The 15,814-nt window shown below is 72.0% G+C and carries 13 protein-coding genes; 5 read left to right on the forward strand and 8 right to left on the reverse strand.

Annotated elements, in window-relative coordinates; all coding sequences use genetic code 11:
* Positions 1-451: 451 nt before the first annotated feature.
* The gene (locus AB0M80_RS37705; protein ID WP_364574524.1) at positions 452-1,483 is read right to left on the reverse strand and encodes an acyl-CoA desaturase; all 1,032 of its coding nucleotides are present in this window, start codon (positions 1,481-1,483) and stop codon (positions 452-454) included.
* A 297-nt stretch (positions 1,484-1,780) separates the two neighbouring features.
* Between AB0M80_RS37705 and AB0M80_RS37710 the strand changes: the two genes are divergently transcribed.
* The 3 genes from AB0M80_RS37710 (at position 1,781) to AB0M80_RS37720 (ending at position 4,265) form a co-directional block, all read left to right on the forward strand.
* The gene (locus AB0M80_RS37710) at positions 1,781-2,263 is read left to right on the forward strand and encodes a DUF6292 family protein (protein WP_364574525.1); all 483 of its coding nucleotides are present in this window, start codon (positions 1,781-1,783) and stop codon (positions 2,261-2,263) included.
* Between the two features lie 292 nt (positions 2,264-2,555).
* Positions 2,556-3,740, forward strand: coding sequence for a YbdK family carboxylate-amine ligase (locus tag AB0M80_RS37715; RefSeq protein WP_364574527.1), 1,185 nt, complete (start codon positions 2,556-2,558; stop codon positions 3,738-3,740).
* Between the two features lie 210 nt (positions 3,741-3,950).
* The gene (locus AB0M80_RS37720) at positions 3,951-4,265 is read left to right on the forward strand and encodes a hypothetical protein (protein ID WP_364574529.1); all 315 of its coding nucleotides are present in this window, start codon (positions 3,951-3,953) and stop codon (positions 4,263-4,265) included.
* A gap of 102 nt (positions 4,266-4,367) precedes the next feature.
* On the opposite strand, the gene AB0M80_RS37725 is transcribed toward AB0M80_RS37720, so the two are convergent.
* From AB0M80_RS37725 to AB0M80_RS37750, 6 genes are all read right to left on the reverse strand, one after another.
* Positions 4,368-6,785 (reverse strand): phosphoketolase family protein, encoded by a 2,418-nt coding sequence (locus AB0M80_RS37725; protein WP_364574531.1) that lies wholly within the window; start codon positions 6,783-6,785, stop codon positions 4,368-4,370.
* 36 nt (positions 6,786-6,821) lie between these two features.
* On the reverse strand, positions 6,822-7,442 hold the full coding sequence (locus AB0M80_RS37730) for a CBS domain-containing protein (protein WP_364574533.1): 621 nt from the start codon (positions 7,440-7,442) through the stop codon (positions 6,822-6,824).
* A 64-nt stretch (positions 7,443-7,506) separates the two neighbouring features.
* Positions 7,507-8,625: an acetate kinase gene (locus tag AB0M80_RS37735; protein ID WP_364574535.1), complete on the reverse strand. Its 1,119-nt coding sequence runs from the start codon at positions 8,623-8,625 to the stop codon at positions 7,507-7,509.
* Positions 8,613-8,786: a hypothetical protein gene (locus tag AB0M80_RS37740; RefSeq protein WP_364574537.1), complete on the reverse strand. Its 174-nt coding sequence runs from the start codon at positions 8,784-8,786 to the stop codon at positions 8,613-8,615. The genes AB0M80_RS37735 and AB0M80_RS37740 overlap by 13 nt, the downstream gene beginning before the upstream one ends.
* Positions 8,783-8,965 carry a hypothetical protein gene (locus AB0M80_RS37745; protein ID WP_364574539.1) on the reverse strand — a complete coding sequence of 61 codons (183 nt, stop codon included), beginning with the start codon at positions 8,963-8,965 and terminating at the stop codon, positions 8,783-8,785. Before AB0M80_RS37745 ends, AB0M80_RS37740 begins: the two co-directional genes overlap by 4 nt.
* 201 nt (positions 8,966-9,166) lie before the next feature.
* Complete coding sequence (locus tag AB0M80_RS37750) at positions 9,167-10,504, reverse strand: hypothetical protein (protein ID WP_364574541.1); 1,338 nt, start codon at positions 10,502-10,504, stop codon at positions 9,167-9,169.
* An 822-nt stretch (positions 10,505-11,326) separates the two neighbouring features.
* Here AB0M80_RS37750 and AB0M80_RS37755 point away from each other — a divergent pair.
* Both AB0M80_RS37755 and AB0M80_RS37760 read left to right on the forward strand, forming a co-directional pair.
* Positions 11,327-12,196, forward strand: coding sequence for a hypothetical protein (locus tag AB0M80_RS37755; RefSeq protein ID WP_364574543.1), 870 nt, complete (start codon positions 11,327-11,329; stop codon positions 12,194-12,196).
* 620 nt (positions 12,197-12,816) lie between these two features.
* Positions 12,817-13,866: an acyl-CoA desaturase gene (locus AB0M80_RS37760; RefSeq protein ID WP_364574545.1), complete on the forward strand. Its 1,050-nt coding sequence runs from the start codon at positions 12,817-12,819 to the stop codon at positions 13,864-13,866.
* Positions 13,867-13,881: 15 nt separating this feature from the next.
* Here AB0M80_RS37760 and AB0M80_RS37765 read toward each other — a convergent pair whose 3' ends face one another.
* Positions 13,882-15,555, reverse strand: coding sequence for a GAF domain-containing protein (locus tag AB0M80_RS37765; protein WP_364574547.1), 1,674 nt, complete (start codon positions 15,553-15,555; stop codon positions 13,882-13,884).
* Positions 15,556-15,814: the final 259 nt, after the last annotated feature.

Genomic DNA, 15,814 nt, shown 5'->3' on the forward strand with positions numbered 1-15,814 from the left:
CCGCGCCAACGCCGCCGAAGCGGACAGGTCCAGGTGCGCGATCAACATCCCGGTGGCCTGGTGCACCTCCCGGTACCGCATCCCCGCGCTCTCCAGCCAGCGACCGCCGCCGCCCCGAAGCCCGGACAGCGCGGGGCGGGCCACGCCATCACGGCACCGGCGTGGCGGCGACCCCGAGCACCGCCGCCGTGTCGTGGGCGGACAGGCCGAACATGATCCGCAGGATCGCGACGTCGCACTGGGGGCGCCAGCTGCCGCCGCTCGAGTCTTCGACGTGGCGGAGCGGTCGCCGGCTGTCCGGAGGGCTCCGGGGAGAACTCCGGAATCGGGACGGGGGTTCGCTACCCGTTCGCCCGCCCCGGCGGCCCGTCGACGTGTCCGCCGCCGACCGCCGGTTTCAGCTGCAGGCGGACCTCGTCGCGACTGGTGCCCGGTGCGGCACGCACCGCCGTCATGACCGGTTCCCGCCGCCCGGGTGCTGCCGTTCCGGTGTCCCGGTCAGGAGACCGCGCTCCAGCTTGCCGAGCCCACGCGGTGCGGGGTGGTAGCCGGGGTTGAGTTTCCGGGCCAGGCGTTCGGGCCTGGGCCAGCGGACCTCGGTGGCCCACCCGAGCTTCTCGAACAGCCGGATCAACCGGGCGGACATGTCGAGCTGGCCCCGGCGGACGCCGTGGCGGGCGCCGGTCGGGTCGGCGTGGTGGGAGTTGTGCCAGGACTCACCCATCGACGCGATGGCCAGCGGCCAGAAGTTCGCGGACTTGTCGCGGGCGGCATAAGGCCGGTCGCCGATCATGTGACACAGCGAATTCACCGACCAGGTGACGTGGTGCAGCACCGCCACCCGCACCAGGCTCGCCCAGAAGAACGCGGTCAGCGCTCCCCACCAGGACATCGTCACCAACCCGCCGATCAGCGCCGGAGCGAGCAGGGTGAGCATCGTGAGCGCGGGGAACCAGCGGTCGATCCGGACGATGTCGCGGTCGGCGAGCAGGTCGGGTGCGAAGCGCTGCGCGTTGGTCTTCTCCCGGTCGAACAGCCAGCCCATGTGGGCGTGCCAGAAACCCTTGGCCAGCGCGGCCGGAGTCGTGCCGTAGCGCCACGGCGAATGCGGATCGCCGTCGCGGTCGGCGTAGGCGTGGTGCCGGCGGTGGTCGGCCACCCAGATGATGACCGGGCCCTGCATGGCCATGCTGCCCGTGGCCGCGAGCGCGATCCGCAGCCCGCGGTGCGCCTTGAACGCGCCGTGGGTGAAGTAACGGTGGAACCCGATCGTCACCCCGAGCCCGGTCAGGAAGTAGAACCCGACGGTCAACGCGACGTCGGTCCACCCGAGGCCCCACCCCCACGCGAACGGCACCGCCACAGCCAAGGCCAGCAGCGGGACCACCGCGAACAGCTTCACCAGGAAGGTTTCGGTGCGGGACTTTTCGCCCGCGAGCATCGGCTCGGCGGCCTTGGGCGGGCGTTCCAGCGTATGGGTCATTGCCGTCGCTCTTTCCGTGACGTGTCCGTTCGCCAGGGTCCGGGGCGACCGAGTACCGGGTAGCCGGCCGACGGCGGCCTAAACCCGAGATGATGGAGGGGCTGCCGGAACCGTCCTCGCCGCTGTCGGCAGGAGCTGTCGGCAGGAGGAAGAGGTCCGCGAACGTGCTGCGCGAGCGAGAGCAGCCACTGATTACCACGAACGAGCCACCGGAAAGATTCCCGTGGGGACCTTCGCGCACCGACCGGCACCGTGCCCGCCCGGCACGCCGGCCGGTGGCCCTTTAGCGTGGCGGGTATGGAACACCCCGAACCCGACACCCGAATCCTCGAGCGCGGCCTCGGCGAGTACGTGCGGGCGGTCGCGGCCGCGGTCGGCGTCCCGGACGAGAGCACCACGGTCGAGATCAGCGACACGGCCACCGCCTACCTCGGACTGCCACGGCGGTGGCTCGGCCGGCCCGACCACGACGTCATGCTGGTGTGGAGCGAACGGCGCGGGTGGTGGCTCGCGGTGGAAACCGAGCCCGCCGAAGCCGCGATCGTCCTCGCGTACCAAGGCGGCGACGACCTCGTGCCGGCCCCAGAGGCGGTCGCGCAGTTCGTCGCCGACACCGCCGCCGGGCACCGCACCGGCCGGGACCGTCCCGGGCCGGTGGCCGCCGCGACCCGCAGGGCGCTGGCCGAGCGGCTGAGGCCCTACCTCCGCGACGCCCCCGTACCGGGTTCGCCTCCTCCCGCGGGGCGGCCGACCGCCGGGCACACCGGGGGGTGGTCGTGACAGTCCACGCCGGACAGGGGTTCCCCGCACCACATTCCGGCGTGGCGGGCCGTTCATGAGGATTCCGCCCGGCTCGGTCAGCTCCCGGTGGTCAGGTGCGGACCGGGATCGCTGCCGGTCTGGGCCCGACGAGCACGTCGGGCCGCGCCACGGCGACCGTCAGCGGAGAGGCGAAGCACGCCGTCCGGGCCCGCGGAAGGGCCGAAGGTTCCGCGATGGGTGACCTGAGGCCCTACCCGGGTGCGGGCGAGCCGGTGAGACTGGCGATCCGGACGAGGGATGGAGCTTGGCCGTGCACGTGCGACTTTCCTTGCCGGAAAGGAACGACCTCACCCTCGGCGTAGAGGAGGAATTCGTCCTCGCGGACCCGGCGACCGGCGGGGTGTCGCTCACCGCGCCCCGGCTGCTGGAGCTGCTCGACGGCGAACCCGCCGTGATGCCGGAGTTCCTGCGGTTCCAGATCGAAACCGCCACCGGGATCCACACGAGCCTCGACGAAATCCGGGCGGAGCTGCTCGGGTTGCGTCGGCTCGTGGCGGACGCGGCCGGCCACGCCGGCTGCCTGCTGCTGGCGTCCGGGACACCCCCGTGTGGCGATCTGCCGGGCCTGCCCGGCGTCACCGCCGAACCCCGGTACCGCGCGCTGGCCGCCCGGTACCCCACCCTCCTCGCGGGAGCCGGCACGTGCGCCTGCCACGTGCACGTCGGCGTCCCGTCCCCCGCACTCGGCGTCCGGGTCCTGGCCGGCCTGCGCCCCTGGCTCGCCCCGCTCCTCGCCATCAGCGCCAACTCGCCGCTCGCGCACGACGAGGACTCCGGCTGGGCCAGCGGGCGGTACCCGCTGTGGTCGCGTTGGCCGACCGCGAAACCGCCGCTGGACTGGCCGGACGCGACCGCCTACGCCGCGAGCGTCGACGCTGCGGTACGCCGTGGTGAGGCATCGGACGCACACGGGGTCTACTACTACGCCCGGCTCTCGCCGAAGTACCCGACGGTCGAGATCCGCGTCGCGGACGTCGGCTTGACCGCCGAAGACGCGGTGCTGCTCGCCGGGCTGAGCCGCGCCCTCGTGGTCACGATCCTCGCCGAAGCCCGGGCCGGCGTCGCGCCCCGGCCGGTCCGGACGGCGCTGGTCGTCGCATCGCTCACCGCCGCGGCCCGCAACGGCTACCCCGGCCACGGCATCGACCCCTTCACCGGGCAGGCCCTCCCGCACCACGTGCTCGTCGGCCGGCTCCTGGAGTACGTCCGGCCGGCCTTGCAAGCCAACGGGGACTTCGCGACGGTCGACCGGCAGCTCGCCGCGGTACAGGCCGGGGAAACCGGCGCAGCACGCCAACGCGCGCTGTTCGCGGAGGCCGGCGCACCGGCCGCGCTCGTGGCGGAGCTGGCATCGGCGACACTCACCGGGACCGGCGGATCGGGCGGCTCCGGGCCGCCGCCGAGGCAACGACCGGCCGCCGTCCACGGCGGCTGAGCCGGCTGCGGCGACGTCCGCGACCTGAAGCGCGGCAAGGCGAACCGGCCGGCCCTCGGAATTGCCGCCATTCCGGGAGGGTCCCTCATCCGGGGGATTCAGTTCTGGTGGATGGCGTACAGCGCCTAGCCTGTCCGGACCGCCCCAGACCTCGGCGTGCCCGCGGTTCCCGCACTGCGGGGAACGCACCCACGGCCGAGGAGGAGACGGATGACTGCCGCGAACCCGGACCGCAGCGCGCCGGCGGACGACGCCACCCCCCTCCGACCTCGGCGGCAGATCGCGTTCAGCGTCGGAAACTGGCGCGTCACCTACACCGGCCCGGATCCACGCTCGCCGCGGACCGGCACCCTCGCCGGCCGGCCCGAGTTCGGCTCCGGAGGCGCCCGCGTCCCCGTCATCGCCGACGACGGCCCCGCGGCCTCGGTGCGCTGGGTCGACGACCGGGACGTCATCGCCGTGACGCCGCCGCCGGCCGACGGACCACCGGTCTCTCGATGCCCCCGAACAGGCCGCGCCCGGTAGCAAGCCCGCACGAAACGGGACACTTCAGCACGCTCGGCATCGTCCGCCGGCCCCGGTGGACAACGCCCGTGCCGCGCTGCTCGCGCCGGTCGAGACCTCCGGTCAGCCGGCCCAGGTCCAATCCCGGATTTCCGGCATGTCCTCGAGGTGTTCGCGGATGTAGCCGTGGTGGCGGGCCAGCATGGCGTGGCAGTGCTCGGTCAGCGCCGCTCCGCCTTCGGGTATCCGGGCGGACCTGCGCAGTGCTTCGAGGACGAGGTGGTAGCGGCTCATCCGGTTGAGCACGACCATGTCGAACGGTGTGGTGGTGGTGCCCTGCTCGGTGTAGCCGCGGACGTGGAAGCGGCCGGGGTCGGGGCGGCCGTGCAGCAGCTGGTGCACGGCCCGGGGATAGCCGTGGAAGGCGAACACGACGTCGGCGGTGGCGGTGAACAGCCGCTCGAACTTCGGCTCGCTGAACCCGTGCGGGTGGTCGCCCGCCGGGAGCAGGCCCATCAGGTCGACCACGTTGACCACCTGCACCCGCAGGTACGGGACGTGGTCGCGGAGCAGCCGGGCCGCCGCCAGGACCTCCAGCGTCGGCACGTCACCGGCGGCGGCGAGCACGATGTCGGGTTCGCCGCCGGCCGTCTCGGTGCCGGCCCAGTCCCATGTGGACGCTCCCGCGGCGCAGTGCGCGGCCGCTTCCGTGAGGTCGAGGTACTGCAGGTGCTCCTGCTTGTCGGCGACGATCAGGTTGACGTGGTCGCGGCTGCGCAGGCAGTGCTCCGCCACCGACAGGGTGGTGTTGGCGTCCGGCGGGAACCAGACGCGCACGACACCGGGTGCGAGCGGGATGGCGATGTCGATCAGGCCCGGCCCCTGGTGCGAGAAACCGTTGTTGTCGTTGCGCCAGCAGGTCGAGGTCAACAGCACGTTCAAGGACGCGACCGAGCGCCGCCACGGCAGGTCCGCGGCGTGCTGCAGCCATTTGGCGTGCTGGATCAGCATCGACGCCGACACCATCGCGAACGCTTCGTAGGTCGCGAACACACCGTGGCGGCCCGAGAGCAGGTAGCCCTCCAGCCAGCCCTGGCACAGGTGCTCCGAGAGCACCTCCATGACCCGGCCCTCGGGCGAGACGTGATCGTCGGTGGTGAGGATCGGCGCCTGCAGGCAGCGGTCGGTGGCCTCGAAGACGGCGCCGAGCCGGTTGCTGGCCGTTTCGTCCGGGCAGAACAACCGGAACGTGCCGCCCCCGTCGGATTCCCGGGTGCTGGCGCGGTAGACGTCGCGCAGCAGCTCACCGAACGGGCGGGTGTTGCCGTGGTGCACGACCCCGGCCGACGGCACCGCGACGGCGTACGGCGCCAGGGCGGGGATGTCGAGCCGCTGCAGGAGGCGGCCGCCGTTGGCGTACGGGCTGGCGGACATCCGCTTGTCCCCCGCGGGAGCGAGCGCGGCCAGCTCCGGGACGAGCCTTCCGTCGGCATCGAACAGGTTCTCCGGTTCGTAGGACCGCAGCCACCGCTCGAGCAGTCGCCGGTGCCCGGCGTCCTCACGCACCTGGGTCAGGGGCACCTGGTGCGCCCGGAACGTGCCTTCGACCGCCACGCCGTCGACGACGGCCGGGCCCGTCCAGCCCTTCGGGGTCCGCAGCACGATGGCGGGCCAGCGGACGGGCCGGAACGGCTCGGCCGAGCCGGTGCGCGCCTGCCGCTGGTTCTCGCGGATCCGGTCGTGGGCGACGGCGAGAGCGGCGCGCAGCTCGGTGAACACGGTGGCGGGGTCGTCGCCGGACACGAGAACCGGCTCCCAGCCCTGCGCCGTCAGCAATCCGAGGACGTCGGTGTCGTCGGCCCGGCCGAGCACGGTCGGCCCGGCGATCTTGTAGCCGTTGAGGTGCAGGATCGGCAGCACGGCGCCGTCGCGGCGGGCGTTGAGGAAAGCGGGGATCTTCCAGGATCCCGCCAGGGGCCCCGTTTCCGCTTCACCGTCCCCGACCACGCAGGCCACGACCAGGTCCGGGTGATCGAAAGCGGCGCCCGCGGCGTGGGCGAGGGCGTACCCCAGTTCACCACCCTCGTGGATGCTGCCGGGCGTCTGGACGCCGACGTGGCTCGGCACGCCACCGGGCGTGGAGAACTGCCGCACCAGCCTGGTCAGCCCGGCGACGTCGGACGAGACGTCGGGGTAGACCTCGCCGTAGGTGCCTTCGAGATAGGCGTTCGCGAGCAGGGCCGGTCCGCCGTGGCCGGGACCGGCGATGTAGACGCAGTCCGTGCCGGTGTCGCGGATGAGCCGGTTGAGCAGGGTGTAGATCATGGACAGCCCCGGGCTGGTGCCCCAGTGCCCGAGCAGGCGCGGCTTGATGTCCGCCACCGAGAGGGGCTCGCGCAGCAGCGGGTTACCCTGCAAGTAGATCTGGGCGACGGTCAGGTAGTTCGCCGCGGCCCACCACCTCAGATCCAGGTCCCGGTCGTGCTCCTCGTACGGCGAAGCCGTCGTCATGGTGCCGGGCAGGGTCGTGGACTGCTGCATCGCCGTGGCCTTTCGAAGGCGGATCGGGCCGGCCGGTCAGCCGGCCGGGCTCGTGCCGGTCACGCGGACCGCGGTCACCCCGGGCACCGCCTGCGCCAGCACGGTCGCGACGTGCCGGTCGGTCTCGTCGTCGAACTCGTCCACGACCTCGACCGCGCCGTCGTGCACCTCGACGGTCCAGCGTCGCGGCCCGCCGTAGATCGCCAGCTGGTGGCGGACGTCGGCCGAAATGACTTCGTCGTCGCGGGCGAGCGCCCGGACGAGGTCGCGCCGGGTGACGACACCGACGACGTGCGCGCCGTCGACGATCGGCATGCTGCGGATCCGGTCCTCGAGCAGGACCCGCACCAGATCGACCACGTCGGTGCCCGCGCCCATCCCGACGGCGGGCGTGCTCATCACCCCGCCTACGGTCCCGGCCGGTGTCGTCGGCGAGTCGTCCGGGGCGGCGTCGTCGCCGGGGCGGTACCGCGCGTCGCGCGGGAACCGGTCCCGCACGAGGTCCGCCTCGGTCACCACACCGATCAGCCGGCCGTCGGCGTCGAGGACCGGGAGCGCGGTGAAGCCGTGGGCGGACAACAGGTTCGCGGCGTACTTCACCGTCATGTCCGGGGTCACCGAGACGACGGGGCTGCTCATGATGTCTCGTGCTTGCATCGAAGTCCTCTTTCGTCGGTGCTGACGCTAGGCCCGCGCCCGCCGGGCACGCTGCGGCCGTTCGTCACCGATCGCGAGGACCTCCGGCTCCCGTAGTCCTGGCGGCCATCGCGAGGGTCGTCTGCCGGGCGATCTCCAGACCCTCCCGCGCGGACACGACCAGCACCCGCACGGGCTCGTGCGCCCGGCCGACCTGCCGGTCGCCGGCCGCGGCCAGGCGCCCGGAATCGGTCCGCACCCCGAAGATGCCCAGCCGCCGGCCGAGTTCGGCCAGCAAAGCCGGCTGGTGTTCCGCGACGCCGCCGGTGAACACCAGCGCGTCCAGGCGGTCGAGGGACGCCACCATCGCGCCGATCTCCCGGCGCAACCGGTGCAGGTAGACCTCGATCGCGGTGCGGGCGTCCGGGTCGCCGCGGTCCCGCGCGGCCAGCACGTCCCGCACGTCACCGCCGGTGCCGGTCATCCCGGCCAGGCCGCTCCCGCGATCGAGCGCGTCGTCGAGCCCGGCCACGTCGGTGACGCCGGAGCGCAGCAGGTACAGGAGCAGCCCCGGATCGACGCTGCCGGAGCGGGTGGCCATGACCGCACCCTCCAGCGGGGTGAAGCCCATCGACGTGTCCACGCTGCGGCCGTCACGGATGGCGGTCACCGAAACGCCGGACCCGATGTGGCAACACACCAGCTGCAACCCGGTGTGGTCCCGGTCGAGCAGCTCGGCCGTGCGGCGCAGGGCGGACGCGCAGGAGAGACCGTGGAAGCCGTAGCGCCGCAGTTCGTGCTTGCGAACCCAGTCCTTCGGCAGCGCGTAGTGCGCCGCGGCTTCCGGCATCCGGGCGTGGAAAGCGGTGTCGAAGCACGCATACACCGGCCCCGGCACGATCTCGGCGGCCACCGCGGCCAGTTCCAGCGACAACGGCTGGTGCAGCGGCGCCAGCGGCGTCAAGGCACTCAGCCGCGCGGTCTCCGCGTGATCCAGCAGGACCGCGTCGGTGCTCGGACCGCCGTGCACGAACCGCACCCCGGCCGCGTCGATCGGCTGCCACCGGGCCACCAGGCCGGCCAGGGGCTGCCGGGCCTCGGTGGCGGACGCGACGCCGACCGTGGCCCGGCCGACCTCCCGGCCGTCCTCCACGACCGACAGCTTGACGCTCGACGAGCCGGGATTCACCGTCAGCACCCGCATCGGGCATCCCCTTCCGCCCCGTCGGGCCGGGCGGCGCCGGTGCGGACCGGCAGGCCGAGCGCGGCGAACACCCCGGTGCCCGGCGACGCGCCCGGACCGAAGAACCGGTGATACGGGTCCTGGCCGGAGAGGTGGGCGTGCAGTGCCCGGACGGCCGTCATCGTGTTTCCTCCGGTGTCCGCGTGGCCGGTCCGGCGGGTTCACCGGCCGCCGCGCGGATTCGAACGATCATCAGGAGCGCTTGCGCGTCCGTGAACACGCCCTGACGGACGAGATCGATGATGGCGGTCACCGCGCTGCGGTGCGGCTCGGCGATTCCCGCGAGATCGACCGGTGTCATGATGTGCCCCTCGGTCGCCTGGTCGTCACGCCGGGGTCCAGGGCACTCACTGCCCAACCTACGCGCCCGGCCATCGGCCTGCGGCGCGCGCGACCTCCGGACTTCGGTCGTGGAGCCGGCCGGGCCGTCAGCCCGGTCACCCGGACCCCGGCCCGGCAGGACCGAAGTCGGTCCTGCCGGGCCGGGGTCCGGCGAAAGTGATCAGACGAAGCACACGACGGTGATGCCGGCCGCGCCGCCGGTGCCGTTGACCCCGGGGATGCCGTTCGTCGTCAGGAGGACGTCGGTGCCGCCGCCACCGGCCACGGTGCCGGAACTGCCGACGCCACCGGCGCCGAGAGTGCCGCCGGCGCCACCAGCGCCACCGGCGGCCGGGTTGCAGCCGTTGCCGCCCTGGCCACCGGCGCCACCGCCGGCGCCGTTGCCACCGGTCACGGTGACGTTGTCGTCGTCGAGGCCGCCGTTGACGGCCCCGCTGTTGCCGACACCGCCCGCGCCACCGGCACCGCCACCGCCGCCGGCACCACCGATCTGGCCACCGCCGACGCCGTTGCCGCCCTGGCCCGCGGTCCCGCCGAGGCCACCGACCCCGCCGGTGACCTTCAGGGTGTCATTGCCCGCGTCGCCGGTGACGGAACCGGAACTGCCGATCCCGCCCGCTCCACCGACGCCACCGAAGCCGCCCGCGCCACCGCCGTGACCGGCGCCGGCGTTTCCGCCCGCACTGCCGTTCGCTCCGGCGCCACCGGCCACAGTGGTGCTGTCGATGCCGTCGTCGCCGCTGACGATCCCGGAACTACCGAGGCCGATACCGCCCACGCCGCCTGCGCCACCGACGCCACCGACGCCGCCGGTACCGGCGGTCGGGCCGCTGGCGCCGCCGAGCGCGCCGGCGCCACTGGCACCGCCCGCACCACCGGTGACCTTCACCGTGTCGTTGCCGAGGCCGCCGTGGATGGCGCCGACGCCGCCTTGGCCGCCCGCGCCGCCCGCGCCGCCGACGCCACCGGCACCACCGGCACCACCGAGGACCCCGGCGCCACCGGTGCCGCCGAGACCGCCGGTCCCACCGGCGCCGCCGGTAACGGTGACGCTGTCCGTGCCGTCACCGGCGTTGACCACTCCGGCGCTCCCCAGCGCGAGGCCACCTACTCCGCCTGCCGCGCCGGCACCACCGGCGAATCCGGCCGGGCTCGTACTCGTCCCGGCACCACCGGCGCCACCGGGAGTCCCCGTGGTGCCTGCCGTGCCGGTGATGGTGATCGTGTCGTTGCCGGCCAGGGCGTCGATGGTGCCACCGACGGATCCGCCGGTGACGGTGAGGATGTCGTTGCCGGCGGTACCGGTGAGGATCTGCGCGGCGGGAATGCCCGCGGTGCAGGTGACGGTGTCACCGGAACCGTTGAAAGCACGGGTGCAGCCGACCGGATCGGCGTGGGCCATCCCCGGGACGATCAAGGCGAACCCCGCGGCGGTACCCAGTCCGATGAGGCCGGTACGGGTTCGACGAGCCGTGGTGGTGCGTACGCTTGATCTCATGAGAAAACCTTCATGGTGTTGAGGGGATCCGGGCTGAAGCCACGGAACCGGGAGTACGGCCGATAACCGGCTTGCCGATGGCATTTCCCGTGCCGAATATCCGAGGCAGGGTCCGTCGGCACTCCCAAGACCCACGGTTGCCCTCTGGCGGACGATTTGGCAACAATAAGAACGCCAGTTCACTCCTCTGCGAGGAAATACTCCGATGCGAGGACCGCATACGGATGAAATCGTGACCCTGTTCGGCGCCCGATCAATCGGGTGACCGACCCGGAATCCGGGCGACCCACCCCCGATCGTGAGCGATATCACAGGCCACGCGTACTTGCGAGAATCGCGGACACGCGGAAATTCCGTTTCCCGCCCTGACCTGGCGGCGTCCGGCTCGCCGGCGTCGGACACATCCGGCGTAGTCCGAGCTCACCGGGCTGCGCAATGATCGCCGACCGCGCGGGCGACCACGTCGCCGCGGCAACACAGGAAACCGAGCACCTTCGCGCCTCCGGCGGCCAGCCGCCGAGCGGCGCATCCTTTTCCACATTCACATCGTTTCAGATGTCACGATGACCGCATTTGCGTACGACCATTTGGGGGACTCGGGTATCGATCAACCGGCGGCAACGATAGGCTATTGCCTGTTACCCCAGACCTCGGTACCTGATCTGCTCGCCACGATTGCGACCGCAGATCACGAACCGGGGTATTTTTCGTGGACCAATCCCACGCGGCCCGTTGGACAATTCGGGCCGACTTCTGCGTCATCTCCTGCCGGCGCACCGCGCGGCAGGTCACCACTATTGTGTTCCAGGAAATGAAGCCTTCATGCGACGCATCCCCACCCTTGCCCGGACCCTGTTCGGCATCACCATCGCGACCGGCGGCCTGATCGCACTGGCCCCGGCCGCACAGGCCACCACCATTCCGGTGGCCTGCAGCGAAAACGCTCTCGTCGCGGCCGTGAACCTGGCCAACTCCACCCCCACCTCCGACACCCTCGTGCTGGCCGGTGGCTGCACCTACGGCATGACCACCGCCCACGGCGGCGCCGCGAACGCCCTCCCCGTCATCACCACCCCGATCCAGCTGACCGGCCCCGCCACCATCACCAACGCCTCACTGTCGGGCCTGGGAATGTTCCGGATCGCCGAGGTCGGCCCGACCGGCAACCTCACCCTCGTCACCGGAGTCGCCTTCACCCGCGGCAACGTCGTCGGCGACGGCGGCGGCATCCTCAACCGCGGCGCGGTCACCCTCACCGGAAGCACTTTGACCGGCAACACCGCCTCGGGCAACGGCGGCGGCCTCGCCAACGCCGACACCCCCTCGGGCACCGCACCCGCCGCAACCTTCACCAACAGCCCGCTGTCCGGCAACACCACCCTGCTCGGCGACGGCGGCGCCATCTACAACGGCCTCCGCGGCACCCTCACCGTCACCGGCGTCACCGGCAGCCCGCTGTTCATCACCGGCAACAACGCCGGCCGCGGCGGCGGCATCTCCGCCGTGAACTCCACCGCCACCACCCTCACCCAGACCGCCGTCACCGACAACCACGCACTGCTGCTCCTGGGCAACTCCGGTGGCGTCTACCGCCAAGGCGGCACCATGACCACCAACAACGCCCCCATCACCGCCAACACCCCCAACAACTGCGTCGGCAGCGTCCCCGCGGTCCCCCACTGCACCGGGTGACCACCGCACCGAACACACAAGCCCACGAAAAGTTCCACCGAGATACCAAGGAGCACCCATCATGGGCATCGTCATCATCGGCGGCCTGCTCGACTCCGTCGTCGGCATCGTCAACGGCGCCGTAGTCGCCATCACCAGCGCGGCCAGCGCCGTCCTGCTCCCCCTCCTGCCGCTGTAGCACCACGGCTCGACCGCCACGACCCCGCCGGCCTCCGCGGCCTGCGGGGTCGTGGCAGGTGATCTCCGGGACCGGAGCGCACCACAGTGGAGGGTCGGACGGGCACCCGCCCGACATCTACGCGCTGGGGCCGGCCCGGCGCACGCGAGGGCGTCCGGCGTCACCAGCGTGGCCACCTGGACCGCGCCGCGCCGCGGCGAGCACTGCCCCCAGGAAGGCGCCGAACCTCGGCGACCGGTTCATCTCGGTTTCCCCTCCGACCCGGCCCCGGGCCCTCGGCCCCACCGGTCTCGGACGCGCCGGGGGTCGAGCCGGCGTCACGGAATCCGGTCATTCCCGACGTCTCGATCTCGTTTAGGGCCCGCCCTTCCGGGAATCTTCTTCGGGCAAGGATGAGTGATCGCCCCGGACCCCGGCGACGCACGACTTCGGAAGGACTTCGATGACTACGTCTCCGGTGAGCGTCGACGCGGGCGACCGCGCGACGTCGCGCAACGACTTCGGTGCTCTCGCCCGCCTCATACGCAGCGAAGGTCTGCTTGACCGGCGATACGGTTACTACGCGGTGAAAATGAGTCTCACCCTGCTTGCGCTGGTCGGCGGCGGTGTGGCGTTCGCGGTGCTGGGCGATTCGTGGTGGCAGCTGGCCACCGCGGTGTTCTTCGCGGTGATGTTCGCCCAGATCGCGTTCCTCGGCCACGACGCGGGACACAACCAGATCTTCCGCACCGGGCGCGCCAACGACCGCGCCGGTTACGCCTTCGGCGCCATCGTCGGCATGAGCTACGGCTGGTGGATGGGCAAGCACAGCCGGCATCACGCGAACCCCAACCACGAGGGCGACGATCCCGACATCGACATCCCGCTGCTCGCCTTCACCCGGGGGCAGTCGGGTGAGAAGAGCGGGTTCGTGCGGTGGACTTCGAAGCACCAGGCGGTGCTGTTCTTCCCGTTGCTGCTGCTCGAAGGCTTGAGCCTGCATTGGGCCGGCATCCGAGCCGTCGGGCGCGGCGAGGTCAAAGCCCGCCTGCTCGAAGCGGTACTGCTGATCCTGCACTTCGGTGTCTACCTCGGCGCGGTGTTCGTGGTGTTGTCCCCGCCGGTGGCGGTCGCGTTCATCGCCGTGCACCAGGGACTGTGGGGCGTCTACATGGGCTGCTCCTTCGCGCCGGGCCACAAGGGGATGCCCACCTTCACCGACAAGACGAAGCTCGACTTCCTGCGCAAGCAGGTTCTCACCAGCCGCAACGTCCACGGCGGTCGATGGGTCGACTTCCTGCTCGGCGGGCTGAACTACCAGATCGAGCACCACCTGTTCCCCAGCATGCCGCGCGTCAACTTGCGCCGCGCGCAACCCCTGGTTCAGCAGTTCTGCGCCGACCACGGGATCGACTACGCACAATGCGGGCTGCTGAAGACGTACCACTATGTCCTGCAACACCTGCACGACGTCAGCGCGCCACTGCGCGAGAAGAGCGCGCCGGTCCGGTAGGCCTTGCCGGAAAGCCTATGGCCGGAGGAGGGAAGCGGTCCAGGTCAGGTGCGCGGCCGGTGCGGCCTCGCCGCCGGGGGAGGTCATCGCCGCGCCGTTGTCGATGACCTCGACGGTGAGCAGGTCCGACAACGCGGCGATCCGGACTTCGACGGTGGTCGCGCCGGCCTGCCTGCTGATCGCGGACAGCGCGTTCTCGAGGATCGCCACCGCGTCGTCGGCGACGTCGGCCGGGACCGACGGCGCCAGGCCCCCGGTGAAGCTGGTCCGGACGGCGAACCCGAACGCGTCGGCCGCCGTGTCCAGGACGGTCAGCAGCCGCTCGCGCAGGTTCCCGGTCGCCTGCGGGCGGGGATCGAGGTCGTAGACGGTGGACTGGATGCGCTCGATCGTGTCGTCGAGGACGGCGATGTAGGACTCGAGGCGGTCACGCACCTCGGGCCGGGTGCTCGCGCCGGCCAGGCCCTGCAGGCCGGTGGCGACGGCGAGCAGTTTCCCGCTCACGTGCTCGTTGAGCGAAGACCCGATCCGGTCGTGCTCGTCGACGATACGTCGCGCCTGCTGCTCGGTGCGCGCGCGTTCGAGCTCGATCGCGACCCCGGCGTGGCCGGCGAACCCGGCGAGATGACTCAGGTCCGCCCGGGTGAACCGCCGCTGCCCGGCCAGCCGCCCCACGCTCAGGGCACCGATGGCTCGGTCGCCGGCAGACAGCGGAACCACGACGACGGAACCGATCGGCACGGGGAGTTCGGCGCAACCTGCGGCGGCGTAGTCGTCGATCAGGCTGGGGACACCGGAGCGCACGACCTGCCCGAGGATGCTGCTGTCCAGGTCCACCGCCTGGCCGAGCAGGTGGCCGGCCGGCACTCCGAGCGCCGCGGTGACCTCCAGCCGCCCGGAATCCGCGAGCAGTGCGAGCGTCGCGAAGTCGGCGGACACGCCCTGCTGGGCACGGCGCAGGACCAGCTCGAGCGGATCGTCGTCGTCACCGGCGAACAGGTGCCGGGTGATTTCCGTGGAGGCGGTCGACCACCTGCGCCGCTGCTCGGATTCGTCGAACCGCCGCGCGTGGTCGATCGCCACCCCCGCCGTGGCCGCCAGCGCGACGGCGAGTTGCTCGTCCTCGGCGCTGAACTCCCCGTTCATGCTGCCGGTGAGGTAGAGGTTGCCGAAGATCCGGTCGCGGATCCGGATCGGCACGCCGAGGAAACTGTCCATCGGCGGGTGGTGCGGCGGGAAGCCCGCTGCGTCGGGATGGCTGTTCAGATCGGTCAACCGGACCGGCGTCGGCCGGCGGGTCAGCAGGCCGAGGATCCCCTGGCCGCGGGGCAGTTCACCGATGCGTTCGACCAGTCCGGCGTCCATCCCGGTGTGCACGAACTCGTCGAGCACCCCGTGCTCACCGAGCACGCCCAGTGCCGCGTAGCGCGACTCCAGCAGCTCTCTCGCCGCGGTCACGATGTGCCGCAGTACGGCCTGCAGGCTCAGCTCCCCGGCGACCATGGCGTGAGCACGCAACAGAGCCCGCAACCGCCCCTGGGTGGCCAGCACTTCCTGCGCGCGGGCCGCGACATCGCCGAGCAGCTTCTCCAGCTCCGAGCGCGGCAGATCCGGGAACGGCAACGCGAGCGGGCCGAAGTCGTCAAGCCGCTGACCGTTCTGCGGACCAGCGCCGGGAATCTCGCTCATGTCCTGCTCGCATCCCGTTGACGATCTTGCGTCAGCGGGGTCCGGACCGACGTCACCAGCACCGATGGACCGGCTACCCTCTCCAGCCTACGCCGTCCCCCCGGCGAGGGAACGCGTGACTGTGCCGATCGCGGTGCCGGTGTCTCCGCCGCGGGGGGGGGGACTCGCCGACGCCACCACCGGTCGAGGAGCGCGAGGTCTTCGGTCCTCGGCTGCGGAGCAGTTCGGCCCTGTGCCGGGCAACGCGCCCACCGGACAA

The sequence above is a fragment of the Amycolatopsis sp. NPDC051045 genome (assembly GCF_040682955.1).
GTDB lineage: Bacteria > Actinomycetota > Actinomycetes > Mycobacteriales > Pseudonocardiaceae > Amycolatopsis.

Coding starts and splice junctions, on each gene's coding strand:
- AB0M80_RS37720 (WP_364574529.1), top strand. CDS start 3,951: ATGACTGCCGCGAACCCGGACCGCAGCGCGCCGGCGGACGACGCCACC.
- AB0M80_RS37705 (WP_364574524.1), bottom strand. CDS start 1,483: ATGACCCATACGCTGGAACGCCCGCCCAAGGCCGCCGAGCCGATGCTC.
- AB0M80_RS37710 (WP_364574525.1), top strand. CDS start 1,781: ATGGAACACCCCGAACCCGACACCCGAATCCTCGAGCGCGGCCTCGGC.
- AB0M80_RS37730 (WP_364574533.1), bottom strand. CDS start 7,442: ATGCAAGCACGAGACATCATGAGCAGCCCCGTCGTCTCGGTGACCCCG.
- AB0M80_RS37735 (WP_364574535.1), bottom strand. CDS start 8,625: ATGCGGGTGCTGACGGTGAATCCCGGCTCGTCGAGCGTCAAGCTGTCG.
- AB0M80_RS37745 (WP_364574539.1), bottom strand. CDS start 8,965: ATGACACCGGTCGATCTCGCGGGAATCGCCGAGCCGCACCGCAGCGCG.
- AB0M80_RS37725 (WP_364574531.1), bottom strand. CDS start 6,785: ATGCAGCAGTCCACGACCCTGCCCGGCACCATGACGACGGCTTCGCCG.
- AB0M80_RS37750 (WP_364574541.1), bottom strand. CDS start 10,504: ATGAGATCAAGCGTACGCACCACCACGGCTCGTCGAACCCGTACCGGC.
- AB0M80_RS37755 (WP_364574543.1), top strand. CDS start 11,327: ATGCGACGCATCCCCACCCTTGCCCGGACCCTGTTCGGCATCACCATC.
- AB0M80_RS37760 (WP_364574545.1), top strand. CDS start 12,817: ATGACTACGTCTCCGGTGAGCGTCGACGCGGGCGACCGCGCGACGTCG.
- AB0M80_RS37740 (WP_364574537.1), bottom strand. CDS start 8,786: ATGACGGCCGTCCGGGCACTGCACGCCCACCTCTCCGGCCAGGACCCG.
- AB0M80_RS37765 (WP_364574547.1), bottom strand. CDS start 15,555: ATGAGCGAGATTCCCGGCGCTGGTCCGCAGAACGGTCAGCGGCTTGAC.